Source organism: Micromonospora sp. DT178 (assembly GCF_049841695.1).
Taxonomy (GTDB): domain Bacteria; phylum Actinomycetota; class Actinomycetes; order Mycobacteriales; family Micromonosporaceae; genus Micromonospora.
Map to the genome: position 1 here is coordinate 141,733 of NZ_JBNCKV010000001.1, position 24,151 is coordinate 165,883.

Consider the following 24,151-nt stretch of genomic DNA (forward strand, 5'->3'; position numbering starts at 1 on the left):
TTCACGTCGGGTGGACCGCGCGGAGCGACGCCGTCGCCGCCCGCAACGCGTCCGCGTCGGCCGGCCGGTCCTCGGGCAGACCGGCGAGGAGCTTGTCGTACGCGGCCAGGTCGAGCAGGCCGTGCCCGCTGACGCAGACCAGCACCCCGTGCCGCGCCGGGTGCCCGGGTTCGCGCCCGGTCGCCACGCGGGCGGCGGCGGCCAGCGCGTGACCCGACTCCGGCGCGGGCAGCACCAGCTCGGTCAGGGCGAACGTCCGGCCGGCGGTCAGCGCCTCCCGTTGGCCCACCGCCAGCGCCGAGATCTGGTCCCGGTGCCGCATGGCGGAGACCAGCTTCGCCGCGCCGTGGAAGCGCAGCCCGGCCGAGTGCGACGCGGGGATCGCGTACCCGCTGCCGATCGTGTACATCGGCTCCATCGGGCCGGTGCCGGTGGAGTCGGTGTGGTCGTAGGCGTACACCCCCCGGGTCAGCTTCGGGGTGGCGCTGGACTCGACCGCGATCAGGTCGGCGGGCACGTCCAGCTCGCCGGCCCGCCAGGCGGCGAAGAACGGCAGGGCCAGCCCGCCGAAGTTGCTGCCGGCGCCCACGCAGCCGATCACCGCGTCCACCGTGGCGTCGAGGGCGGCGAGCTGGTCGATCGACTCCAGGCCGATCACCGACTGGTGCAGGATGCTGTACGTCTCGCCGCTGCCGATGCAGAACGCCCGCTTGGGGTCCGCCCGGGCGTACTCGACGGCCTCGCCGATGGCCAGCGCGAGGCTGTTGCCCTGCCCCGGCCGCTCGGCGGCGGCGCGTCCCACCCCGGTCAGCGGGCTGGGACTGGCGTGCAGCTCCGCGCCGTAGAGGCGCATCAGGCTGCCCCGGTACGGCTTGTCGCGCAGGCTCCCGCCGACCATGAAGACGGTGCAGGCCATGCCGAACGCGGCACAGGCGGCGGCGAGGGCGCTGCCCCACTGCCCGGCGCCGGTGCCGGTGACCAGCTCCCGGAAGCCCGCGCGGTGGTAGTAGTGGGCCTGCGCCAGCGCGGTGTTGAACTTGTGGCTGCCGGAGATGTTGCCGCCCTCGTACTTGACGTAGATCGGGACGGTGGCCCCGATCTCGGCCTCGAAGCGTCGGGCCCGCCACAGCGGCGCCGGCCGGTAGGCCCGGTAGCGCTCGGCCACCGGCTCCGGGATCGGCCAGAACTCCCGGGCCGACACGCTCTGCCGGATCAGCTCCAGGGGCAGGGTCGCGGTCACCGGGCCACCGGTGTCCTCCGGCGTCACGTCCGCGGGCAGCTCGTAGCCGAGGTGCGGCAGGACGCTGCGCCAGGCCCGGGGCGTCTCGGTCACGACTCCTCCTTCACCACGTCGGCGACGACGTCGACCAGGTCCGCGACGGTCGTGAAGATCCGCCCGGCGAAGATGTCGTCCGGCAGCGTCACGTCCAGCTCGTCCTCCAGCCGGACGAGCATGCCGAGGAAGCCCAGCGAGTTGACCCGCAGCAGGTCGCCGTTGAGGGGCTCGTGGTCGTCGACCGTGCCGGGGTCGACCGCGAGCCGGGACTCGCGTACGACCAGCCGTTTCACGGCCTCGTTGATCAGGGACCGGTCCGTCATGCCGCCTCCGTCCCGTCGCCGCGCAGCCTGCCCCCGGCGTCGACGACCCAGCTCCAGGTCAGCAGGGCGGACAGGTCGACGGGCCCGCGCACGTGCAGCCGGCCCGTGCTGATGGACAGCTCCGGTCCCAGCGCCATCGTCGGACCGTCGTGCAGGCGCAGGGAGCCGTTGACCACCAGCGCGGCGGCGTCCACCCTGGCCAGGAACCCGGCCACGACCGCCGGGTCGGCGGCCACCACGCCCTCGGTGTGTCGGGAGCCGAAGCGGCGGATGTGGGCCGCCGCCTCGTCGAGACCGGCGACGGGCCGGATGCCGACCGCGCGTTCCAGGAACTCGCGGCCGTCGTCGGCGGCGGTCAGCTCGGCCACCGGCGCCCCGGCGGGCACGGCGGCGGTCAGCCGGGGGTCGACCCGCAGCAGCCACGGCTCGGGCAGCCCGGCGCCGGCCCGCAGCAGGGCCCGGGTCAGCTCCTCGGCCACGTCGGCGTGGGCCAGCACCAGTTCGAGGGTGTTGCACGCGGTCGGCTCGCCCAGCTTGCTGTCGAGTGCGATCCGGGCGGCCAGCTCCAGGTCGGCGCTGCGGTCGACGTAGAGGTGGTTGACGCCGCCGCCGCTGGCGATGACCGGGATGGTGGAGCTGGTCAGGCAGTAGTCGATCAGGGACGGGCTGCCCCGGGGGATCAGCACGTCGACCGCGTCGTGCCGCTTCAGCAGGGCCCGCACCAGCCGGCGGTCGGGGTCGGTGACGATCCGTACGGTGCCGGCGGGCAGCCCCGCGTCCTCCAGCGCCCGCCCGACGACGACGGCGAGGGCCCGGTTGGTGGCCGCGATCTCCGACCCGCCGCGCAGGACGGCCACGTTGCCGACCGCCACCGGGAGCAGGGCGCCCTCCACCGTCACCGTCGGCCGCGCCTCGAAGATCATCAGCACCACGCCGAGCGGCTTGGGCAGCCGGCGTACGGCGGCGCCGTTGCCGGCCCGGTGCCCGGCGGCCGGCGCGGTCACCGCCGGCAGCGCCGCGCGGGTCCGCGCGATCAGGTCGACCAGCGCGTCGAGGTGGCGCTTGCCGAGCGCCAGGCGGTCCACCAGCTCGGGGCCGAGACCCGCCTCGGTGCCCCGGGCCACGTCGGTGGCGTTCGCCGCCAGGACGTCGGCCCAGCCGGAGGAGAGCCGCTCGGCGAGCGCCTCGCAGTACCGGTCGTAGCGCCCGTCGCCGGGCGGGGGCAGCTCGGCCCGGGCCCGCGTCGCGCCGTCCAGGATCTCGTCCACATCGGTCACCACATGAACTGCCCACCGTCCACGATCAGCTTCTGCCCGGTCAGGTATCCGCTCGCCGGCCCGACGAGGAACTCCAGGGCGTCGGCGATCTCCTCGGTGGTGCCGATGCGGCCCCGGGGGATCTCCGCGACCACCGCCGCCCGGGCGGCCGGGTCGTCCAGCCGGAACCGGGTCACCAGCTCGTCGGTCTCGGTCATGCCGGGGATCAGGCAGTTGACCCTGATCCGGGGCGCCAGCTCCAGCGCCAGGCACTTGGTGAGCTGGAGCAGGCCGGCCTTGCTGGCGCAGTAGTTCACGCCGTTGCGGCGGGGGCGGATGCCGGTGGTCGCCCCCACGTTGACGATCACGCCGTCACGCTCGGCCGCCAGCATCGCCGGCGCGAACCCCCGGGTGAGGTGGAAGACGCCGGAGAGGTTGGTGTCCAGCACCCGCCGCCAGTCCTCGGTCGACATCTCCAGGAACGGCCGGTCGATGTTGATGCCCGCGTTGTTGACCAGCACGGTCGGCGGGCCGTGCTCCGCGAGGACCGTCCGCACGGCGGCGTCGACCGCGGGGGGGTCGCCGACGTCGAGCCGGACGGGATGGAACGCGTCGCCGAGCTCGGCCGCCGCCGACGCCGCCGCGACGGCGTCACCCCGGTACGGCGCGACCACCCGGTGCCCCAGCTTCACCAGCCGGCGGCTGAAGGTGAGCCCGATGCCCCGGGTGCCGCCGCTGACCACCGCGAGCGGGCTCATCGCCGCACCGCACCGGAGGCCCGGCCGAGGAACGGCGTCACCTCGTCGACCAGCTGCGGCAGGCGGTCGGGGTCGAAGACGTCGAAGTGTCCGGCGTCGAGCCGCCCGGCGCGCAGGTCCGGTGCGAGTTCCCGCCACCGGGCCGAGGCCTCCGCCCGGAACCCGAACTCCTCGTCGGTGCACATCAGCATCAGCACCCGACCGGCGTAGGACCGGTCGGCCCGGTAGTCCGCGAGGGCGGCGACCTGGGTGTCGAAGACCCGCCGGACCCGCTCGACGGTCGCCGGGTCGGGGCGCGGCCCGAGCATCCCGACGACGGTCTCGCGGACCCGGGCGTCCTCCTCGGCCGTGGCGCGGCGCGGCAGCGGCGTCGCGTCCACCAGCACCAGGTCGGGCAGGTGCCCCCGCTCGGCCAGCCGGACGCACAGTTCCCAGGCGACCGAGCCGCCGAGGGACCAGCCGAGGACGGCCGCCGGGACGGTCCCGTCCGCGTCCAGCGCCCGCGCCGCCTCGTCGGCCATCTCGGCGATGCTGAGGTCCGGCTCCTCGTCGGGCAGCAGGCCGGCCGCGCGTACCGCCGCGACGTTGTGGGTCCCGCCGATGGCCGCGGCGAGCCGCAGGTAGGGGTGCAGGCCGCCGCCGGCGCCCGGCAGCAGCACGCACGTCGGTCGGGCGCCCCGCCGCAGCAGGGGGACCAGCCGGCCGGGCAGCCTGGTCGTCACGGCGTCACCGCCGGGTCGTCGCCGCGCGCCGAGCGGACGAGCCCCGCCAGGGTGGCCACGGTGGGCGCGGCGAAGAAGTCGACCAGCGGCACCGCCACCCCGTAGCGCTCCTGCACCTCGGCGAGGGTGGTGAAGATGTTCAGCGAGTGGGCGCCGTACTCGATGAGCGGGCGGTCCGGCCGGATGCCCTCGACGTCGAGCACCCCGCCCCAGAGCCCGGCCAGCTCCCGCTCCAGGTCGTCGGCGTACGCGACCTCCGTGCTGTCCGCGCTCTGCTGCTCGACCAGCAGCTCGTCGGCGAGCCGCAGCAGGGCGTCGCGGTCGGTCTTGCCGGTCGGCGTGGTCGGGACCCGGTCGACCGGGAAGATCCACAGGGGACGCATGTAGACCGGCAGCGCCGTGGTCAGCCGTTGGCGGACCTGTTCCGGGTCGACGGTGGAGCCCGCGTCGGGACGGACGAACAGCCCGAGTTCCCGGTCGGCCCCGGAGCCCCGGACCACCGCCACCGACTGTCGGACGCCGTCGACCTGGTTCGCGACCGCCTCGATCTCGCCCAGCTCGATCCGGTATCCCCGGATCTTGACCTGGGTGTCCATCCGCCCCAGGAAGACCAGGTCGCCCCGGTCGTCGCGGACCACGAGGTCCCCGGTGCGGTACACGGTCGCGTCGGGCGTGCCGGAGAAGCGGTCGGGCACGAACCGTTCGGCCGTGATCTCCGGGTCGTTGATGTAGCCGTCGGCGGGGCAGTCCCCGCCCAGGAGCAGCTCGCCGGCGACGCCGGGCGGGGCGAGGTGGCCGGTGGCGTCGACCACGTACGCGCTCACCCGCGGGTACGGCTGGCCGATCGGCACGTGGGTCGGCCAGACCGCGTCCCGGTAGGACAGCCGGTGCGAGGTGACCGCGTGGGTCTCGGTGGGGCCGTACAGGTTGACCAGGGTGCAGTGCGGGTGGGCGAGGAAGAAGTCGCGGATCTCCTCGTCGACGATGAGCTGCTCGCCGGAGACGCACAGGTAACGCAGCGCGGGCAACCGGGTGCCGCGGCCCGCGGCGGTCTGCACCAGGGGTCGCAGCGCCGCGACCGGCAGGTAGACGTGGGTCACCTCGGTCCGGGCGATCCGGCTGAGCACGGCGGTGAACATCCGTCGGTCGGCCGGCTCGCGGGAGACCACCGTCCCGCCCGCCGCCAGGGTCGGCAGGATCTCCTGGAAGGAGACGTCGAAGCCGAGCGGGGCGTACTGGAGGAAGCGGGTCTCGGCGTCCATGCCGAGGGCCGCGATCTGCCAGCTGGTGAGGTTGGCCAGTGGGCGGTGCCCCATCTGGACGCCCTTGGGCTGCCCGGTGGAGCCCGACGTGTACATGACGTAGATCGGGGCGTCGGGATCGGCCAGCGGTTCGGGCACCGGATCCGTCGCGGCGGCCAGGTCCGCCACCGCGACCGTGGGCACCTCGGGCACCAGCGCCTCGCCGACGACGAACTCGCAGCCGGCCCGCCGGACCATGTACTCCAGCCGCTCGGCGGGCAGGCCCGGATCCAGGGGGAGGTACGCCGCGCCCCGGCGGAGGATGGCCAGGATGGCGGTCACCGTGTCGCAGAGGGTCGTCGCGGCGAGGCCCACCACGGCCCGGGGGCCGACGCCGTGCGCGGCGAGCCCGGCGCTGATCCGCTCGGCCTCGGCCAGCAACTGCCGGTAGTCGAGCCGGCGGGTCGGGTCCTCGATCGCGGGGGCGTCGGGCCGCCGCCGGGCCGCCGCCGTCACCCAGTCCCACGGCGTGTCGCCGGTCAGCGGGCTGGCCCAGCCGTCGGAGCGGACGCTGGCCGCGGCGGAGGCGTCGGCGAAGAGGTCACCGAGCCGGCGCGAGCCGTCCGAGACCGCCCCGCGTACGGCGTCGCGCAGCGAGGTGAGCAGCCCGTCGGCGACGACCGGCGCGATGAGCTGCCGGTCGTACTCGAGTTCGAGCAGCCACCGGCCGTCGACGGGGGTGGCGCCCAGCCAGAGGTCGAACTTGGCGGTGCCGTTGCCGGGCTCCAGGACCCGCAGCACGGCCCCGCCCGCCTCTGGCGTGAAGGTGTCCTGCATGGCGAGCATCGCCGAGAACAGCGGGTTGCGGTTGCTGGAGCGGTCGGGCCGTACGTCGGCGACGAGCCGGTTGAAGGTGACGTCGACGTTCGCGCGGCAGAAGTCGATGGACTCCCGGACCACCTTGCCGAGATGCTCGTCGACGGTGCGGCCCCACTCCACGTCGACGGTGACCGGCAGCGTGTTGACGAAGAAGCCGCCGAGGTCGAACGCGCCGATCGTGCGGCGGGCCATGAACGGGCTGCCGACCAGGACGCTGGACACGTTGCCGTGCCGGGCCAGCACGGTGCCGTAGATGCCGGAGAAGAAGACGAAGGGGGAGATCTCCAGCCGCCGGCAGGTCTCCGACAGCGCGGCCGTCTCGGCCTGGCTGAGGTACCAGCTGACCCGGTCGCCGGTGAACTCCGTCTGCGCGGCGCGGCCGGGCAGGGGGGCCAGCACCAGGGGCGGGACCTCCCGCAACCGGGCCGCCCACTCCCGGGACCGGTCGACGACGCGGTCGGAGGTGGCGGTGCGGTTCTGCGCGGCCAGCTCCTTGACGAAGGCCTTCTCGCGGGCGGCGCGCCGCTGCTCGATCTCCGCCCCGACGAGGCGGCCGGACAGCGCCTCCTCCAGGTCCCGCACCAGCGGCCCCATCGACACGCCGTCGAGGATGATGTGGTGGTCGCACATGAGGACGGCCACGCGGGGCTCGTCGACGCAGCGGACCACGGCGAAGCGGTACGCGGGGCCGTTGGCCAGGTCGAACTCGGGTCGGCCGATCCGCCGCTGTGCCGCGCCGACCGCCTCCTCGAAGTCGCGCAGCCGGGCCGTGACCCGTTCGAGCGGGAAGTCCTCCGGCCCCGGCGGCGGGGTGAGCCGCGCGTGCATCTCCGGGAGCAGCCCGAAGACCTGGCGCATCGCCGGCTGGACGACGACCACCGTGGCCAGCGCGCGCTCGATCGTCTCGTCGGGGATCGACGGGTCGATGTCGAACCGGACGAGCTGGTTGTAGACGGCGCGGCCGGGCGAGCGTTCGTTGACGACCAGCAGCCCCTTCTGCGACTCGGTGATCGGCAGTCGCACCGGCCCGGTGTCCGTCGCGGGTTCCGTCCCGACCGTCGTGGTCACCGTGCGCCTCCGGTCTCGGCTCCCACGCCGCTCAGCTCGCGTAGCCACTGCTTGAGGTCACCCACGGTGCGGAGGTCCACCAGGCGGGTGGCGTCGATCTCCGCGTCGTCGTCGTCGGCCAGCTCGACGGCGAGCCGCAGCAGGGACAGCGATTCGAGGCCGGCCTCCAGCAGGGGGGTCGAGTCGTCGAAGGCCACCGACGCGTACTTCGCGATCGTCGTGTCGAGGTCAGCTGGAGTCGTCATCCCTGCTTCCCGTTCACCTGAGGTCGGCCGCGCAACGATCGGAAACCGGACGAGGCGCCGATCGAGTTGGGGTCGACTGAATTTGCGCTTGGAAGTTCTACGGGTCCGAGCATCCCGGCGCCGATGTTCTCTCGATGTTCCCGAGATGGAATGTCGTTGGTCGCTGATTCAGGCGGCACCCCGGTGCCCCGTCCGGCTCCGGGCGGGGCGGCGCAAAAGGGGTGCTGGCCAGTGGCGGAGGCCGGGCGGCGGTGCGCGACGGGGCGGCAATGCCGCCGTAATCGCCCAGATGCGGCACCGGGCGACAGAAACGCCCCGTACGCATTATTCGGGTCGCCGACGGGCGGTGATCGCCGGTCGTGGCCGCCGCCGGAGGGGCCGATCAATGCACTGACGTGAGGATGGACACGTCCCCCCGGATGACCTATGGTGCAACCAGCACAACGCAGAGTATTCCCATAAGGTGCGAAAAGGACTTTCCGCGATCGTTGGAGCCGCCTGCCGATATGCGTACGACCACCCTGTCAACGCGGACGCCGATGACCTGCCCCTCCGCTCCGCCCCCGATGACCAGCCCGATCGGAATTGCCGGGGATGACCGGGGCGGAAGTGCGTGATCGGTCGCCCATCCGCTCGGCATTGCGTGTCAGCTAATTGACACGCACGACCGGGTAAATGGTCCCTTATCGTTTGTCCGGGTGGTGTGCGCACTTCGCGGCAGAGTTCCCATTCACTTCTCCTAATTCAAGACCGTGTGAGGGATTGTCGTGGCCACAGCTCAAACCACAGCGCAGGCGGATCCGCCCGGAGCCAGGCGAAACGAATGGATTCTGGTCATCTTCACGGGCACCACGAACATCGCCGACGCGGTGGCCCGGATCGCCCTCCCGCTGCTCGCCGCCCAGATCAGTCGATCGCCCGTCGTGGTCACCGCCGTCGCGGCCATCATGAGCCTGCCGTGGTTGGTGGCCGCGCTGCACGTCGGGGTCTTCGTCGACCGGATGGACCGGCGGGCCCTGCTGATGGCCGCCGAGATCGCGCGGATGGTCTCCGTCGGCGCGCTCCTCGTCGCCGTGCTCGCCGCGAGCCCCACCCTGGCGCTGATCTACGCCGCCGCCCTGGTGATCGGCCTGGCCGACGTGGTGGCCGGGATCGCGGGAGCCTCCATCGTCCCGTCGGCCGTGCCGAAACACCGTTGGGAGACCGCCAACGCGCGGATCACCGCCCTGGAATACCTGTTCAACGGCTTCGCCGGGCAGCCGATCGGCGGCTTCCTGGTGGCGATCGGATTCGGGTTGGCGCTCGGCGTCACCGGCTTCGCGTACGTGGCCGGCGCGGTCCTGCTGCTCCTGCTGGTCGGCAACTTCAAGGTGGCCGCCACCACCCGCAAGCGATCGGTCAACGAGGACATCCGCGAGGGCATCCGGTTCCTCTGGCAGCATCGGCTGCTCCGGACGATGGCGCTGCTCATCGCGATCATGGCCGGCTGCTGGGCGGCGTGGCTCGCCCTCATCCCGGTCTACGCCGTGGGCGGCCCGCTCGGCCTCGACGAACGGCAGTACGGCTTCCTGCTCACCTGCCTCGGCGCGGGCGGGGTGATCGGCACCGTCATCGTCGGGCCGGTCAACCGGTGGATCGGCCGACGCTGGTCCATGTTCACCGACATCGTCGGCGCCTTCGCCCTCGTCGCGGCCCCCGCGCTGCTGCCCGCCGCGCCGTCCAGCGCCTGGGTCATCGGCGCCGCGGCGTTCGTCGCCGGTGCCGGCGGCACGATGTGGACGGTCAACTCCCGGTTCATCACGCAGTCGCTGGTGCCGGCCGACATGCTCGGCCGGTTCAGCGCCGCGAGCCGCCTCGTGGCCTGGGGCATGACCCCGGTCGCCGCGATCCTCGCCGGCATCCTCGCCCAGGTCTTCTCCTACCAGGTGGCGTTCGGCTTCTTCGCGGTGCTCTGCGTGCTGCTGATCTACCCGTTCTTCAAGGTGGTCACGGCGGAGCGGATCGCCGAGGTCGACGGCCCGACCGCCGCGCCGGCGTCCGGCGGCCCGGACGAAAGCGGGGGCGCCGGCACCGCCGACGACGGCGGGGACCTGCCGGAGGCGGCGACCACCGGCGGCTCCCGGTGAGCGCGGACGGCCGGACCCTCTTCCAGGGGTTCACCGACGCCGTCCGCCGGCATCCCGACGCCCCGGCGCTGCGCGTCGCCGGGCACGAGCTGACGTACGCCGAACTCCTGGACCGGGTCGAGCGGCTGGCCACCCGGCTGGTCGCCCTGCACGGCCGCCCGCCCCGGGTCGTCGGGCTCTGCGCGTCGCGCAGCCTCGCGGCGTACGTCGGCTATCTCGCCACGCTGCGGCTGGCCGCGACCGTCGTGCCGCTGGGCCCCGACGCGCCGGCGGAACGGATCCGGCGGACCTGCGCCCACGCCGGGGTGGACGCCCTGCTCGCCGACGACGCGGGCCGGCGGGTGGCCGACGAGGCGGTCGGGCCGGCCGGCGTCCTGCACCTGCCCGACACCCCGGAGCAGCGCTGGTACGACGTGCCGGCCGAGCGGTGGACGGACGCGTACGCCGGCGGCCCCGACGACGTCGCCTACACCCTGTTCACCTCCGGCTCCACCGGCACGCCCAAGGGGGTGCCGATCCGGCACCGTAACCTCACCCCGTACCTCGCGCACTGCGTGCAGGCCTACCGGGTGGGGCCGGGGTCACGGCTGTCGCAGACCTTCGAGCTGACCTTCGACCCGTCGGTGTTCGACATGTTCGTCGCCTGGCTGTCCGGCGCGCTGCTGGTGGTCGCCGCGCCCGGCGACACCCTGGCTCCCGTCCGCTACGTCAACGACAACCGGATCACCCACTGGTTCTCGGTACCGTCGGTGATCTCCCTGGCCCGCCGCCTGCGCACCCTGCGGCCCGGCAGCATGCCGGGCCTGCGGTGGAGCCTGTTCGCCGGTGAGCAGCTCACCCTGGCCCAGGCGCGGGCGTGGGCGGACGCCGCGCCGGGCAGCACCCTGGAGAACCTGTACGGGCCCACCGAACTCACCGTCACCTGCACCCGCTACCAGCTCCCCGCCGATCCGGCGCGGTGGCCCCGCACCAGCAACGACACCGTGCCGATCGGGCGGATCCATCCGCACCTGGAGGGGGTCCTGCTGGCGGCCGACGGGGCCGCCGGAGACGACGGCGAACTCTGCGTGCGGGGCGGCCAGCGGTTCGACGGCTACCTCGACGCCGCGCAGAACCACGGCCGGTTCGTCGACCACGACGGGCACCGGACGGTCCCGGTCGGTGGCCCGCCCGGCCCGCGGAGCTGGTACCGGACGGGCGACCGGGTCCGTCGGGAGGGCGGTGAACTGGTCCACCTGGGCCGGCTCGACGACCAGGTCAAGATCCACGGCTACCGGATCGAGCTGGGTGAGATCGAGTCAGTCCTGCGCCGGCACCCGGGGGTGCACGACGTCGTCGTCCTGGCGTTGCCCGGTGCCGGAGGGGTCGAGCTGCACGCGCTCTACACCTGCGACACCGTGGCGGAGGCGGCCCTGGCGGCCCTGGTGGCCGACCACCTGCCGCCCTACATGGCGCCGGCGCGGTACCACCGGGTCGAGTTCTTCCCGGTCAACGCCAACGGCAAGGTCGACCGCCGGCGGCTGGCAGCGGACGTCGGACTGGTCTGAGCGGCACCGACTCCCACCACGCTCACGAATCGAGAGCAGAGATGCCCATCCCGCCGCATGCACCGCCCGCCCGCCCGCGCTTCCGGTTGATGGGGCCGGTGGAGTTCCACGACGGCGTCCAGTGGCGGGGGATCGGCTCGGCGAAACAGCGCGCGCTGCTGGCGATGCTGCTGCTCAAGGCCGACCAGGTGGTGTCGCTCGAACAACTGGTGGCCGAGCTCTGGGACGACAACCCGCCGGCCTCGGCCAGCGGCCTCGTCGCCGGGTACGCGTGGCGGCTGCGCCGCGCCCTGAACGACCGCGACGGCCGTGTCCTGACCACCCGCAGTCCCGGCTACCGCCTGTTGGTCGCCGCCGAGACGATCGACATCGGCGAGTGCGAGCGGCTGATCAGGCAGGCCCACGCCGATCTCGCGGCCGGCCTGCCGGACGCCGCCGTCGAGGGGTTCGACGCGGCGCTGGCGCTGTGGCGTGGCGCCCCGCTGGCCGACGTCCGACCGACCCCGCTGGTGATGGCCGAGGTGGCCCGTCTGGAGGAGACCCGGATCGCGACGGTAGAGGCCCGCATCGGCGCCGAGCTGGAGCTGGGCCGGCACAGCATGCTGCTGCCGGAACTCAAGGTGCTCGTCAGCCAGCATCCTCTGCGGGAGCGCCTGCACGCCCACCTGATGACCGCCCTGTACCGCGACGGCCAGCAGGCGGTCGCCCTGGGCGCGTACCGCGACCTGCGGCGATTGCTGGTCGACGAGCTGGGCATCGAGCCCAGCGAGTCCCTGCGCGACCTGGAACAGCGGATCCTGCGCAACGATCCGGCGCTGTGGCTGCACCACCCCGGGGCCCGCCCACCCGTCCGGGTGGTCACGCCGGGCCCGCCGGCCTCCCGGTTCCCCGCCGATCCGGTGCCCCTGCACGGGCGGGGCTCCGAGCTGGGCCGGCTGGTCAGGGGCGTGCGGTCGGGGCGGCCGGGCGTGGTCCAGGGCCTGGCCGGCGCCGGCAAGACGGCCCTGGCGGTACGCGCCGCGCACGAGCTGGCCGCGGAGCATCCGGGCGGGTCGGTGTTCGTACCCATGGGCGGGGGGACACCCGACGGGCCGGCGGAGGCCGCCCGGGCGGTGCGCGTCGTGGCCGAGGCGCTCGGGCTGTCGTCGCCGACGGGCGACCACCCCGCGTCGGGCTGGTCGGCCCTGTTGACCGGCCGTCGGGTCCTGGTCGTCCTCGACGACGTGGCTACCGCCGCGGAGGTGCGCGTCCTCGGGCCGGTGCCCGTCGGCAGCGCCCTGATCGTCACCTCGCGGTCCGGGATGACCACCCTCGACGGCGCCACCCGGGTCTCCGTCGGCTCCCTGGACACGGACGACGCGCTCGACATGCTCCGGTACCACCTCGGCGTCGAGCGGGTGGACGTCGAGCCCGAGGCGGCGCGCGCGCTCGTGGCGTGCTGTGACGCGCTGCCCCTGGCCCTGCGGATCGCGGCCGCCCGGCTGGCGACGCGGCAGAACTGGTCTCTCGCCGCCTTCGCCGCCCGGCTGGCCGATCCCGCCGCCCGGCTCGACGCCCTGGTCTGCGAGTCGATGACGATCCGGGACTGCCTCGCCGGCGCGGTGCGGGTGCTGACCCGGTACGGCGACGGCGACGGTGTGGCGCTGCGGGCCCTGCGGCTGCTGAGCCGGCTGGACCGGGGCCTGGTCAGCGTGGCGAACCTCGCCGCGCTGTCGGGCCAGCCGATGGCCGCCGCCGAGGTCGCCGCCGAACGCCTGGTCGACGCGGGGCTCGCCGAGGCGCTGCCGGACGGCCGCTACCGGATCCCCCAGCTCGTCCGGGCCCACGTGCGTGAACTCGGCCGCAGCCCGGAGTGCGACCAGGTCGTCGCCCTGCACGGGCAGCATCCCACCACGACCGCCCGACCGCGCCGGTGAGCCGACCCGAGCGGGCCCGGGGTGCGGCGGCCCGGCTGCCCACGGCCCGGGCGCCGGTGGGCCGGATGCGGGCGGCTGGTCGTCGGCGGGCCGGTCGTCGGACGGCCGGTCAGGCGACGGCGATCGCCTCGATCTCGATGATCCACTCCGGGTCGAAGATCCCGGTGACGATCACCGTCAGGGCCGGACGGTGCGCGCCGAGCACCTCGTTGCGGACCTTGGTGTTGACGTCGGCGTGCCGGCGGTCGGCCAGGAACGTGGTGACCTTGACCAGATTGTCGACGTCCATGCCGGCGTCGGCGAGGACGGCCCGGATGTTGTCCCAGACCAGTCGGCACTGCGCCTCAGGGGTGGCCGGGACGTGGCCGTCCCGGGACTGGGGGATCTGCCCGCTGATGAACAGCATCCGTCCGGCGGTCTGGACCTCCAGCGCGTTGTGGTAACCGCCCGTGGCCTCCGGCACCGACTCGGGGTTGATCGGCCTCATCTGCATGGTCTCGATCACGTGTAGTCCTTCCGATTGTCCGGGGAATCCGGATTACGGACTGTGACCTTAGTCTAAAGGTCGTCCCGGGGGACCGAATCCCGGACGGACCGCGACGGCGTCCCGTCCGGGCTCCTTCTGGTACCCGGAGCGGGGTCTCGCCCAACCTCCCCGCGCGCGGGATGTTCCCCGCCGGGGTCGGGCGGGAGGGCTACGAGGAGGCCCTCCGCGTCCGGGGCAGGGGCTCGTCGGAGGCGTGCCTCATCGCGGCGGCGCGGCCCGGCGTGTAGCCGTACTCCCGGGCGAAGGCGGCGATGAAGGCGGACGGGCTGGCGTAGCCGATGCGGTGGGCGACCTCGCCGACGGGCCGCGTCTCCAGCAGCGCCAGCGAGGCACGCAGGCGCAACCGGGTCCGCCACTGCGAGTACGACATGCCGAACTCGCGGGTGAAGTCGCGTTGCAGGGTCTTGACGCTGACGTGCAGGCGTTCGGCCCACTCGGCGAGGCCGGTGGTGTCGCCCGGGTCGTGTGCCAGCGCCAGGGCGACCGTGGCCGCGACGCCGGGGCGGCCCGACTGCCGGTCGTCGACGGGCTGGGGCGGGGTGCCGATGCCGGCCATGATGCGGCGGCGCGCCTCAGGCGCGTCGCGCTCGTCGTACTCCGGGTCGGTGAGCGCGAGGACGAGCCGGGCGGCCTCGGCGTCGATCGGGGCGGCCCCGGCCCGCAGCCCGTCCAGGGCGGCCGGCACCTCGCGCAGGCAGATCCGGTAGACGGTCTGCCGGTCCGCCGCGTGCACCTCGTGGGTCACCGCCCGGTGGGCCCAGAAGACCTCGTCGGGGCCGATGAAGCCGGTGTGCCGGCCGTGGCGGGCGGAGAGCAGGCCGTCGGGCGACCAGTAGAGCTGGTGCAGGAAGTCCTGCCGGCTCTCGCCGAACGCCAGGCGGGCCACCGAGCGGTATCTCAGGACGAGGATGCCGTCGGGCCGGCCGAGGCCGTAGCCGAACTCCTCGCAGCTGACCGGGTCCGCCCCGAGGGAGTCCGTGACGGTGACCTGACCTCTCCCCGACATGGGTTGACCTCTCGTCGACATCCCGGAAACGTTGGTAAGGCTAGCCTAAGCTTCGCAGCCCAGTGGGGCTGCCACCCCCTTGCAGCCCCTCGAAGGAACAGTAGATGTCCGTACGACAGCACTGGCGCCTGGCCGCCGCCGCCCTGGCGCTCGCCGTGGTCACCGGTTGCGGATCCGACGGCGCCGAATCCGCGACGTCCGACGGCGCCTCCGACACCCGCGTCTTCGCCGCCGACAACGGCGAGATCAACATCCCGGTCGACCCCGAGCGGGTCGTCGCCACCGGGTACGCGGTGCCGGTCCTCATCGAGGCGGACGCCGCCCTGGTCGGGATCTCGACCTGGAAGCGCGGCCTGACGATGATGACCGAGCAGGACCGGGCCACCTACGACCGGCTGCCCAAGGTCGCCGGCGAGTTGGCCGCCGAGACCAACTACGAGGCCATCGCCGCCGCCAAGCCGGACCTCATCGTGATCGGGGTGCCGAAGCCGGTCCTCGGCGACATCGACATGAAGCGGCTGGAGAGCATCGCTCCCGTCGTCGCGATCGGCCCCAAGCTGCCGGACGCCTGGCGCGAGGTGTCCCGCAAGCAGGTCGACGCCGCCGGCCGCGCGGCCCACTTCGAGGCGACCAGGCAGGCGTACGAGAAGCGGGCGGGGGAGCTGAAGGCCAGGTACGGCGACGTGCTCAGCCGCCTGAAGTTCGGCCACCTGGGCGCCTACGGCGAGGTCGCCAAGGGCACGTTCCACCGCGAGTTCGCCGGTTCGTGGGGCACCAACATCGCCCAGGACGTGGGCGTGAACTACTACGGGCAGGTCAAGGAGAAGGGCGGGGGCGCACTCGACGTGACCGAGTATCCGGCGCTGGAGGAGTTGCCGGAGAGCCTCGGCGAGGCCGACGCCATCACGTACACGCTCGAGGCCGACGGCTCCCCGGGTGAGGCGGTGAAGCACGTCCTCGACTCCGCGCTGTGGAAGGAGCTGCCCGCGGTCAAGGCGGGCCGGGTGTTCCCGCTGGCGCACACGGAGGCGTCGACCTACGAGTCCGCGCTCACGACCCTCGAAGCCCTGGACAAGGCGTTCGCGCCGCTGCTCGCCCGATGACCGCCGACCGTCACGACCCCGCCGGTCGGGTCGCCGCCCACCACCGTGCCGGCAGCGGGACCGCCCGGATCGGCTACCCCATCGGCGTACGACGTGTCCGGGTCGTCGCCCGGCGGTCGGTGACTCCGCGCATGCTGCGGCTGACCCTCGGTGGGCCGGGTCTCGCCGGTTTCCACACGTACCAGGCCGACGACCATGTCCGGATCGTCTTTCCCGATCCGGACGGCACCCAGCGCGACCCCGTCCCGGACGGGCAGGGGATGCTCGACTGGCCCCGCCCCTTTCCGGTCACCCGGAAGTACACCGTGCGCCGGTACGACCCCGCCGCCCACGAACTCGACCTGGACTTCGTGCTGCACGACGGCGGCCTGGCCTCGACGTGGGCGGCGACGGCGGCGGTGGGCGACGAGGTGACGGTCGCGGGCCCGCCCGGGGCGAAGGCGTTCCCGCACACCTACGACCACTACGTCTTCGCGGTCGACGCCACCGCCCTGCCGGCCGTCGCCCGGTGGCTGGAGGAGGCGCCGGCCGACGTGTCGGCGCACGTGGTGGCCGAGGTCGACGACGCCGCCGAGCGGGACTACCCGCTGGCGCCGCGCGACGGCGTGGCGTTGACGTGGCTGGTGCGCGGGGGCGCCGGGTCGACGCTCGCGGAGGAGGTGCGGTCGCTGCGCCTGCCGGCCGGGCGGACGTTCCTGTTCGCGGCCGGCGAGGCGACCGACATCAAACCGCTGCGTGCGTGGAGCCGGGACCGCCTCGACTCGCTGGTCACCGGGTACTGGAAACGCGGGATCGCCGGGCTTGAAGACTGAGCTGCCCCGACGGGCGACCCTCCTGCTCGTGTCCGCCGCGCTGCTCGTCGTCGCGGCGGGCGCGAGCATGGCCGTGGGCGCGCGCCCCGTCGCGCCGGCCGAGGTGTGGCGGGCGCTCACCGACTTCGCGGGCACCGCCGACCACCTCGTCGTACGCGACATCCGGCTGCCCCGCACGATCCTCGGCGTCTGCGTCGGCGCCGCCCTCGGCGCGGCCGGCGTGCTGATCCAGGCCCTGACCCGCAACCCGCTGGCCGAGCCCGGGATCCTCGGCGTGACCGCCGGGGCCGGCTTCGCGATCAACGTGGGCGTCCTGGCGGGCGTCGCCGGGTCGCAGGCCGGCCAGCTCGGGCTCGCGGTCGCCGGTTCCGCCCTCGCCTCAGTCGCGGTCTACGCCGTCGGGCGGGCCTCGCCGCTGCGGCTGGTCCTCGCCGGCGTCGCGCTGAGCTGGGTCCTGATGGGCGTCTCGCTCGGCCTGCGGCTGACCTTCCCCGACGCCTTCGACCGGTACCGGTTCTGGTCGGTGGGGGCGCTGGCCGGCACCGAGCAGACGCCGTTGGCGCTGCCCGCGCTGGTGACCGTGGCCGCCCTGGTCGCCGCGACGGCCGCCGCCCGGCCGCTGAACACGCTGGCCCTCGGCGAGCACGTCGCCCACGCGCTCGGGGCCCACGTGACGCGGATCCGGGTCACCGTCCTGGTGCTGGTCACCCTGCTCACCGGCGTCGCCACGGCCGTCGCCGGGCCGATCGCGTTCGTCGGTCTCATGGTGCCGCACCTGGCGCGGCGGCTGGCGGTCGACTCGATTCCGTGGATCATGGCCTACTCGATGCTGCTCGGGCCGATCCTGCTGCTCGTCGCCGACGTCGGCTCGCGGGTCCTGCTGCCCACGGGCGAGGTCCCGGTGTCGATCGTGACGGCGTTCCTGGGTGGCCCCGTGCTGATCTGGGCCGTCCGTCGTTACGGCGCGGCGGCGCTGTGAGCACGCTGACGCTGCGGGCGGGGCCGGTCGTGGTCGAGGTCGAACGACGCACGGCCGTCGTGTCGTCGGCGCTCGTCGCGCTCGCGGCGGCCCTCGCCCTGCTGGGCCTCTGCCAGGGGCAGGACTGGGCCACCCCGGCGGAGGTGTTCACCGCCCTCACCCGGGGCGGCGAGTCGGCCTTCGTCATCCGGGAGTGGCGGCTGCCCCGGGTGGCCGCGGCGCTCGTCTTCGGCGCCTCCCTCGGGCTGGCCGGGGCGGTCTTCCAGAACCTGACCCGCAACGCGCTGGGCAGCCCGGACGTCATCGGCCTCGACGCGGGCGCGTACACCGGCGCGCTGGTGGCGATCACGGTGCTGAACGGCACCGCCGGGCAGCTCGCGGCGGGCTCGGTGGCCGGCGGGCTGCTGGCCGCCGCGCTCATCTACGTGCTGTCGCTGGACGTCGGGCTCAGCGGCCTGAGGCTGGTCGTCGTCGGGATCGCCGTCAACGCGATGCTGACCGCGCTCAACTCCTGGATCGTCCTGCGGGCCGAGGTCGACGTGGCGCTCGCCGCGACCGGGTGGAACGCCGGCTCGCTCAACGGCGTCGACTGGGCCGAGGTCCGGCTCCCGTTCGTCGTCATCGGCCTGTTCGTGCTGCTGCTCGTCGCGATCTCGCACGCCATGCACCAGGCGGCGCTGGGCGACGAGGTCGCCCGCACCACCGGCGTACGCCTGGGCCGGCTCCGGCTGCTGATGGTCCTGGCCGGCGTCGGCTGCACCGCGACCGTGACCGCGGTCGCCGGGCCGGTGGTGTTCATCGCCCTCGCCGCGCCCCAGATCGGCCGCCGGCTCGCGCGGGCCGCCGGTGTGCCGCTGGTGCCGGCGGCGCTGACCGGCGCGGTGCTGCTGCTGGCCGCCGATCTCGTCGCGCAGGTGCTGCTCGCGCCGGTCGCGCTGCCGGTCGGCGTGGTGACCACGGCCATCGGCGGCTGCTATCTCATCTGGCTGCTCGGCATGGAGGTGAAACGACGGTGACGAACCGCCTGACCGCGGAGGACGTCACGCTCGGCTACGGCGAGCGGGTGGTGTCGACGCGGGTGAGCCTGGCCGTGCCGGACGGCGCGTTCACGGCCATCGTGGGGCCCAACGCGTGCGGGAAGTCGACGCTGCTGAAGGCGTTCGTCCGGCTGCTCACGCCGTCGTCGGGCACGGTCCGCCTCGACGGCCGGGACGTCGCCGGGCACCGGCCGAAGCGGTTCGCCCGGCAGGTCGGGTTCCTGCCCCAGGGCCTCGTCGCGCCGGAGAACATCGTCGTCCGGCGGCTCGTCGCCCGGGGCCGGTACCCGCACCAGTCGCTGCTGGCCACCGGGTCGGCCGCCGACGAGGAGGCCGTCCGGTCGGCCATGGCGGTGGCCGGCGTCACGGACCTGGCCGAGCGGCCCGTCGAGGAACTCTCCGGGGGCCAGCGGCAACGGGTCTGGATCGCGATGGTGCTGGCGCAGGAGACGCCGTACCTGCTGCTGGACGAGCCCACCACCTTCCTCGACATCACCCACCAGTACGAGCTGCTGGCCCTCTTCGCGCGGCTGCGCGACGAGGGGCGCACCATCGTCGCCGTCCTGCACGACATCAACCAGGCGTGCCGGTTTGCCGACCACGTCGTGGCGATGAAGGACGGCCGGGTCGTCGCGCAGGGACCGCCGGCCGACGTGGTGGACGCCGCCCTCATGCGGGAGGTGTTCGGCCTGCCGAGCATGGTGATACCGAACCCGGCGACCGGCACCCCGATGGTGGTGCCGACCGTCTAGCGCCCCGCGAGGGTTGACCTGAAGCGGGATTGAGGTTGTCGGATGGGGGCATGCGCGCCATTCGGCTTCACGAGTTCGGTCCCCCCGGAAACCTGGTGCTCGACGACCTGCCCGACCTGACACCCGACCCCGGCCAGGTCCGGATCGCCGTGTCGGCCAGCGGCGTGCACCTGCTCGACACGACCCTGCGCCGGGGCGAGGCCGGCGGCCCGATGCCGTTGCCCGACCTGCCCACCGTCCCCGGTCGGGAGGTCGCCGGCGTCGTCGACGGGCTGGGCGAGGGCGTGGACGGGTCGTGGCGCGGCAGGCGGGTCGTCGCGCACCTGGGCATGGTGCCGGGCGGGTACGCCGAGCAGGCGGTCACCGCCGTCGCGTCGCTGTACGCCGTACCGCCTGGGTTGACCGACGCCGAGGCGGTGGCCGCGGTCGGCACGGGCCGGACGGCCCTCGGGATCTTCGAGCTGGAACCGCCGACGGCGGACGACGTCGTCTTCGTGCCGTCGGCGGCCGGCGGGGTCGGCTGGCTGCTGGCGCAGGCCGCGCGGACGACCGGCGCCACCGTGGTGGCGGCGGCGCGCGGGGCCGACCGGACGGCGAAGCTGCGCGAGCTGGGCGCGGACCTCGTGGTGGACTACGGCCGCCCGGACTGGGCCGACGTGGTGCGGGACCGGGTCGGCGGCCTGAGCCTGGTGTACGACGGGGTGGGCGGGACGGTCGGCCGGACCGCCCTGGAGCTGACGAGCCCGGGCGGCCGGTTCATGATGTTCGGCTGGTCGGCAGGCGAGGCAACCCGGATCGGCACCGACGACGTCGTCGGCCGGGGCCTGACCGTGGGCTGGCTGGGGCAGCGGATCCGCGCCCTGCCCGGCGGCATCCCGGCGCTGGCCGCCCGGTCGCTCGAGCTGGCCGGGCAGGGCTGGTGGCGACCGCTGGTCTCGACCTACCCGCTGGCCGACGCCGCCACCGCGCACGCCGACCTGGAGGGGCGCCGGGCGCTCGGCAAGGTGGTGCTGACCGGCGCGGGCTGACCCGGCGCCTCAGCCGGCCGGCCGGCGGGCCACCAGGTACGCCTGCGGCGTGCGCTCCGGCTGGCTGCCGAAGGTCTCGGGCTCGCGTACCAGCCGGACGCGGACGTCCAGCCCCGCGTCGGCCAGCAGGTCGGCGACCCGGTCGGGTCGGCGGCGCCGGAAGTCCAGCGAGACCGGGTGGCCGAACGCCTCGGTCAGGTGCAGCGGCTCGTCGCCGACCTGGAACGCCAGGACCAGGTGGCCGCCGGGCGTCAACGCCCGGTGGAAGTCGGCGAAGGTGGCCGGGAGCAGGTCGTCCGGGACGTGGATGGTCGAGTACCAGGCCACGACGCCGCCGAGGGAGGCGTCGGGCAGCTCCAGGCCGGGCATCGCGCCCACCTCGAAGCGCAGGTCGGGGTGGGCCCGGCGGGCGACCTCGACCATCCGCGGGGAGAGGTCGATGCCGAACGCGTCCAGCCCGAGCCCGTGCAGGTACCCGGTGAGCCGGCCGGGGCCGCAGCCGACGTCGGCGACGGGCCCGTTCCCGGCGGCGCGTACGAGGTCGGCGAAGGCGGTGAGGACCGCGCGCTCCCACGGGTTGGCGACCAGCTCGTCCTGGAACCGTTCGGCGTAGTCGACGGCCAGGGTGTCGTAGGACGATCGGGTGTCGTGCAGGTGCTCCGGTTCGGTCACGCCCAGGCACGCTACCGGCGCCCTCGTGCGGGCGGGGCCGCAGGACGTAGCGAGATTCGTGTAACGAGATTCGTGTACAAGACGCTACGCCGGCAGTCCGCGCGGATTCCCACTGGCGGGAATAGGCTCCGTCGTATCGGCGGCCAGCACGGCGATGGCCATCGCGTACCGGAGGTCGGACGCGGATCGAGGGGGCGCGTCCGACGCCGGTGTCGCCACCTCCCGTCGCGGCCCGGTCCGTCAGCTCGCCGGGAGCTGCTCGGCCTTCGTGACCACCCGGTCGATCAGGCCGTACTCGCGGGCCTCCTCGGCGGTGAACCACCGGTCGCGGTCCCAGTCCCGCTGGATCTCCTCCAGGCTGCGCCCGCTGTGCCGCGCGATCAGCTCCTGCATGGTCCGCTTCACGTGCAGCATGTTCTCCGCCTGGATCGTGATGTCGGCGGCGGTGCCGCCGATCCCGCCGGACGGCTGGTGCATCATGATCCGCGAGTGGGGCAGCGCGTAACGCTTGCCGGCCGTGCCCGCGCAGAGCAGGAACTGCCCCATCGAGCCGGCGAAGCCGAGCGCCACCGTGGCCACGTCGTTGCGGACGAACCGCATCGTGTCGTAGACGGCCATGCCCGCGCTCACCGAGCCACCCGGCGAGTTGATGTAGAGCACGATGTCCCGCTCCGGGTCCTCGGCGGCGAGCAGCAGCATCTGGGCGCAGATCTGGTTCGCCGAGGCGTCGGTGACCTCCGTGCCGAGGAAGATGATCCGCTCCTTCAGCAGCCGGTCGAACACCTGGTCGCCGAAGGACGGCTGCCCGCCGTCCAACATCCGCACGTCGAGACCGATCATCGCGTCCGCCCTTCCGGCACTGCCGGCGGGCGACCGGAGGGCGCCCGGGGACCGGCACCTCCAGCCTGCGCGGAACGCCACCCGCGGGGCCAATGATTCTGCCGGCGGCAGATCAGCCGACGGCAGAACCGGCCGGCTAGACGACCGTCAATGCGCGCGCGCCCGCCCGCGCCCGTCCGCACCCAAGCGCGACGCGGGTACGCGGGCCGGAGCGGCCGTGCACGGCGGAGGTGGGCCGCCCGACCCGGAGGGTCGTGCCGCCCGGGCGCGGAGCCAGGTGGAGCAGGGGGCCGCCGGCCCGGGGCGCGACCCGCACGGCCGGGGTGGCGGCGTCGGGCCGGCCGACCTCCGCCCGCTCCAGCCGGGCCAGGCCGGCCCGGGGCGCGGCCGGGATGCGCGGCTCGACCCGACGCAGGTCGTCGCGCGCCTCCTCGAGCAGGTCGGACAGGTGGATGCCGAGCGCCCGGCAGATCGCCGCGAGCACCTCCGAGGAGGCCTCCTTGCGACCGCGTTCGACCTCGGAGAGGTAGGGGACGGACACTCCGGCGGCCTCGGCCACCTCGCGCAGGGTGCGGCCCTGCCGCAGCCGGAGCCGGCGCAGCACCCCGCCGATCACTCGTCGCAGCAACGACATGCGGGCCTCACTCTCGGGCTCGTCGTCCGGGGGACACCCCTCATCATGCCCTCTGTCGGCCGCGCGGGTCGTCCCGTCCGCCGCGCGTCGTGGGCGAGCCGTCGTGCCCCGGGTCGACGGCCCCGCCGTGCGAGATCCGTGCAGGCCGCTATGTTGTGCTCGTGCAGGCGACGACAGGGCCGGGGAAGGCCCTCACGTGATCCACTTTCCCGCCCAGCGACGGGGCCCACTGAGCGCGCTGAGTCTCCGGCTGGCCGCCGCCATCGGCCTGGTCTTCGCCACCGTCGCCGTGGTCTACCTCGACCGGGACGGCTACCGCGACGTCAACGAGGACGCGCTGACCCTCCTCGACTGCTTCTACTACGCGGTGGTCACCCTCTCGACCACCGGCTACGGGGACATCACCCCGGTCAGCCAGACCGCCCGGCTGATCAACGTCGTCTACATCACGCCGGCCCGGGTGATCTTCCTGATCATCCTGGTCGGCACCACCCTGGAAGTGCTGACCGAGCAGTACCGCACCGGGCGCCGCCTGTCGCGGTGGAGGAGAGCCGTGAAGGACCACGTCATCATCTGCGGCTACGGCACGAAGGGCCGCAGCGCGGTCTCCGCCCTGCTGGAGAACGGTCTCGACAAGTCCCGGATCGTGGTGGTGGAGCGCAGCGGTCCGGCCCTGCGGCAGGCCACCTCGGCCGGCCTGGTGGCGATCGAGGGCTCGGCGACCCGCTCGTCGGTGCTCAACGAGGCGCACGTGCGCAACGCCAAGGCGGTGATCATCGCGACCGACAGCGACGACGCCTCGGTCCTGGTGGCGTTGACCGTACGGCAGCTCACCGCCGGGCAGGTGCGGATCATCGCCGCCGCCCGGGAGGCGGAGAACGCCCCGCTGCTCAAGCAGAGCGGCGCCCACCACGTGATCGTCTCCTCGGCCACCGCCGGCCGCCTGCTGGGCCTGTCCACCTCGGCCCCGCCGCTGATCGACGTGGTGGAGGACCTGCTCACCCCCGGCCAGGGCATGGCGCTGGCGATGCGCTCCGCCGAGCGCTCCGAGGTGGGCCGCTCCCCCCGGGAGCTGGAGTCGCTGGTCATCGCCCTGGTCCGGCGGGGCAAGGTGGTCACCCTGGCCGACAAGGCCGGCGCGGTCATCGAGACCGGCGACATGCTCGTGCACGTACGCGACGACCGCCCGCAGGCGACCGCAGCCCCCTGACCGGCGGCCCGCCCTGACTCGGGCCGGTGCCGGTGCCGGTGCCGTTGCCGGTGTCGTTGCGATGCCTCGCCGCCGCGCTGCCAGGTGAGGCTCATGCCGCCGGTGCCGCGCAGGTGCCGGCGGCGGATCTCCCGTGCGTCGGGCCGGCGCCCGCCCGGTGCGGCACAACGGGAC

The 24,151-nt window shown here is 74.1% G+C and carries 22 protein-coding genes; 10 read left to right on the forward strand and 12 right to left on the reverse strand.

The window, feature by feature from the left end; genetic code table 11:
* Position 1 precedes the first annotated feature (1 nt).
* The 7 genes from ACLQ22_RS00710 to ACLQ22_RS00740 are packed head-to-tail and all read right to left on the reverse strand — an operon-like array spanning position 2 to position 7,768.
* Positions 2–1,333, reverse strand: coding sequence for a TrpB-like pyridoxal phosphate-dependent enzyme (locus ACLQ22_RS00710; protein WP_425690592.1), 1,332 nt, complete (start codon positions 1,331–1,333; stop codon positions 2–4).
* Positions 1,330–1,599 carry an acyl carrier protein gene (locus tag ACLQ22_RS00715; protein WP_121396776.1) on the reverse strand — a complete coding sequence of 90 codons (270 nt, stop codon included), beginning with the start codon at positions 1,597–1,599 and terminating at the stop codon, positions 1,330–1,332. Before ACLQ22_RS00715 ends, ACLQ22_RS00710 begins: the two co-directional genes overlap by 4 nt.
* Positions 1,596–2,876 carry a glutamate-5-semialdehyde dehydrogenase gene (locus ACLQ22_RS00720; RefSeq protein WP_425690593.1) on the reverse strand — a complete coding sequence of 427 codons (1,281 nt, stop codon included), beginning with the start codon at positions 2,874–2,876 and terminating at the stop codon, positions 1,596–1,598. The genes ACLQ22_RS00715 and ACLQ22_RS00720 overlap by 4 nt, the downstream gene beginning before the upstream one ends.
* Positions 2,873–3,613 carry an SDR family NAD(P)-dependent oxidoreductase gene (locus tag ACLQ22_RS00725; protein WP_425690594.1) on the reverse strand — a complete coding sequence of 247 codons (741 nt, stop codon included), beginning with the start codon at positions 3,611–3,613 and terminating at the stop codon, positions 2,873–2,875. Before ACLQ22_RS00725 ends, ACLQ22_RS00720 begins: the two co-directional genes overlap by 4 nt.
* Entirely contained in the window at positions 3,610–4,335 is a 726-nt protein-coding gene (locus ACLQ22_RS00730) for a thioesterase domain-containing protein (protein WP_425690595.1), read from the reverse strand. The genes ACLQ22_RS00725 and ACLQ22_RS00730 overlap by 4 nt, the downstream gene beginning before the upstream one ends.
* Complete coding sequence (locus tag ACLQ22_RS00735) at positions 4,332–7,523, reverse strand: non-ribosomal peptide synthetase (RefSeq protein WP_425690596.1); 3,192 nt, start codon at positions 7,521–7,523, stop codon at positions 4,332–4,334. The genes ACLQ22_RS00730 and ACLQ22_RS00735 overlap by 4 nt, the downstream gene beginning before the upstream one ends.
* Complete coding sequence (locus ACLQ22_RS00740; RefSeq protein ID WP_121396771.1) at positions 7,520–7,768, reverse strand: phosphopantetheine-binding protein; 249 nt, start codon at positions 7,766–7,768, stop codon at positions 7,520–7,522. Before ACLQ22_RS00740 ends, ACLQ22_RS00735 begins: the two co-directional genes overlap by 4 nt.
* Before the next feature lie 767 nt (positions 7,769–8,535).
* On the opposite strand from ACLQ22_RS00740, the gene ACLQ22_RS00745 reads away from it, so the two are divergent.
* The 3 genes from ACLQ22_RS00745 to ACLQ22_RS00755 are packed head-to-tail and all read left to right on the forward strand — an operon-like array spanning position 8,536 to position 13,357.
* Positions 8,536–9,894 (forward strand): MFS transporter, encoded by a 1,359-nt coding sequence (locus ACLQ22_RS00745; protein ID WP_425690597.1) that lies wholly within the window; start codon positions 8,536–8,538, stop codon positions 9,892–9,894.
* Complete coding sequence (locus tag ACLQ22_RS00750) at positions 9,891–11,441, forward strand: amino acid adenylation domain-containing protein (RefSeq protein ID WP_425690598.1); 1,551 nt, start codon at positions 9,891–9,893, stop codon at positions 11,439–11,441. Before ACLQ22_RS00745 ends, ACLQ22_RS00750 begins: the two co-directional genes overlap by 4 nt.
* A 41-nt stretch (positions 11,442–11,482) precedes the next feature.
* The gene (locus tag ACLQ22_RS00755) at positions 11,483–13,357 is read left to right on the forward strand and encodes a BTAD domain-containing putative transcriptional regulator (RefSeq protein ID WP_425690599.1); all 1,875 of its coding nucleotides are present in this window, start codon (positions 11,483–11,485) and stop codon (positions 13,355–13,357) included.
* A 109-nt stretch (positions 13,358–13,466) separates the two neighbouring features.
* On the opposite strand, the gene ACLQ22_RS00760 is transcribed toward ACLQ22_RS00755, so the two are convergent.
* Both ACLQ22_RS00760 and ACLQ22_RS00765 read right to left on the reverse strand, forming a co-directional pair.
* Positions 13,467–13,862 (reverse strand): RidA family protein, encoded by a 396-nt coding sequence (locus ACLQ22_RS00760; protein WP_151455537.1) that lies wholly within the window; start codon positions 13,860–13,862, stop codon positions 13,467–13,469.
* A 190-nt stretch (positions 13,863–14,052) separates the two neighbouring features.
* Complete coding sequence (locus tag ACLQ22_RS00765; RefSeq protein WP_425690600.1) at positions 14,053–14,910, reverse strand: helix-turn-helix transcriptional regulator; 858 nt, start codon at positions 14,908–14,910, stop codon at positions 14,053–14,055.
* 104 nt (positions 14,911–15,014) lie between these two features.
* On the opposite strand from ACLQ22_RS00765, the gene ACLQ22_RS00770 reads away from it, so the two are divergent.
* Genes ACLQ22_RS00770 through ACLQ22_RS00795 form a run of 6 tightly spaced genes read left to right on the forward strand, consistent with a single transcriptional unit; the run spans position 15,015 to position 20,621 of the window.
* Complete coding sequence (locus ACLQ22_RS00770) at positions 15,015–16,013, forward strand: ABC transporter substrate-binding protein (protein ID WP_425690601.1); 999 nt, start codon at positions 15,015–15,017, stop codon at positions 16,011–16,013.
* Positions 16,010–16,825, forward strand: a complete 816-nt coding sequence (locus tag ACLQ22_RS00775) for a siderophore-interacting protein (RefSeq protein WP_425690602.1) — start codon at positions 16,010–16,012, stop codon at positions 16,823–16,825. Before ACLQ22_RS00770 ends, ACLQ22_RS00775 begins: the two co-directional genes overlap by 4 nt.
* Positions 16,815–17,804: a FecCD family ABC transporter permease gene (locus ACLQ22_RS00780; protein ID WP_425690603.1), complete on the forward strand. Its 990-nt coding sequence runs from the start codon at positions 16,815–16,817 to the stop codon at positions 17,802–17,804. The genes ACLQ22_RS00775 and ACLQ22_RS00780 overlap by 11 nt, the downstream gene beginning before the upstream one ends.
* Entirely contained in the window at positions 17,801–18,820 is a 1,020-nt protein-coding gene (locus ACLQ22_RS00785; RefSeq protein ID WP_425690604.1) for a FecCD family ABC transporter permease, read from the forward strand. Before ACLQ22_RS00780 ends, ACLQ22_RS00785 begins: the two co-directional genes overlap by 4 nt.
* On the forward strand, positions 18,817–19,593 hold the full coding sequence (locus tag ACLQ22_RS00790) for an ABC transporter ATP-binding protein (RefSeq protein WP_425690605.1): 777 nt from the start codon (positions 18,817–18,819) through the stop codon (positions 19,591–19,593). Before ACLQ22_RS00785 ends, ACLQ22_RS00790 begins: the two co-directional genes overlap by 4 nt.
* A gap of 50 nt (positions 19,594–19,643) precedes the next feature.
* Complete coding sequence (locus tag ACLQ22_RS00795; RefSeq protein ID WP_425690606.1) at positions 19,644–20,621, forward strand: zinc-binding dehydrogenase; 978 nt, start codon at positions 19,644–19,646, stop codon at positions 20,619–20,621.
* A gap of 9 nt (positions 20,622–20,630) precedes the next feature.
* On the opposite strand, the gene ACLQ22_RS00800 is transcribed toward ACLQ22_RS00795, so the two are convergent.
* From ACLQ22_RS00800 to ACLQ22_RS00810, 3 genes are all read right to left on the reverse strand, one after another.
* Positions 20,631–21,293 carry a class I SAM-dependent DNA methyltransferase gene (locus ACLQ22_RS00800; RefSeq protein WP_425690607.1) on the reverse strand — a complete coding sequence of 221 codons (663 nt, stop codon included), beginning with the start codon at positions 21,291–21,293 and terminating at the stop codon, positions 20,631–20,633.
* 240 nt (positions 21,294–21,533) lie between these two features.
* A complete protein-coding gene (locus ACLQ22_RS00805) occupies positions 21,534–22,133 on the reverse strand; it encodes a ClpP family protease (protein WP_425690608.1) in 600 nt (199 codons plus the stop codon).
* A 136-nt stretch (positions 22,134–22,269) separates the two neighbouring features.
* Complete coding sequence (locus ACLQ22_RS00810; protein ID WP_425690609.1) at positions 22,270–22,767, reverse strand: helix-turn-helix domain-containing protein; 498 nt, start codon at positions 22,765–22,767, stop codon at positions 22,270–22,272.
* A gap of 196 nt (positions 22,768–22,963) precedes the next feature.
* Here ACLQ22_RS00810 and ACLQ22_RS00815 point away from each other — a divergent pair, with 196 nt between their 5' ends.
* Positions 22,964–23,977, forward strand: coding sequence for a potassium channel family protein (locus ACLQ22_RS00815; protein ID WP_311410628.1), 1,014 nt, complete (start codon positions 22,964–22,966; stop codon positions 23,975–23,977).
* Positions 23,978–24,151 lie beyond the last annotated feature (174 nt).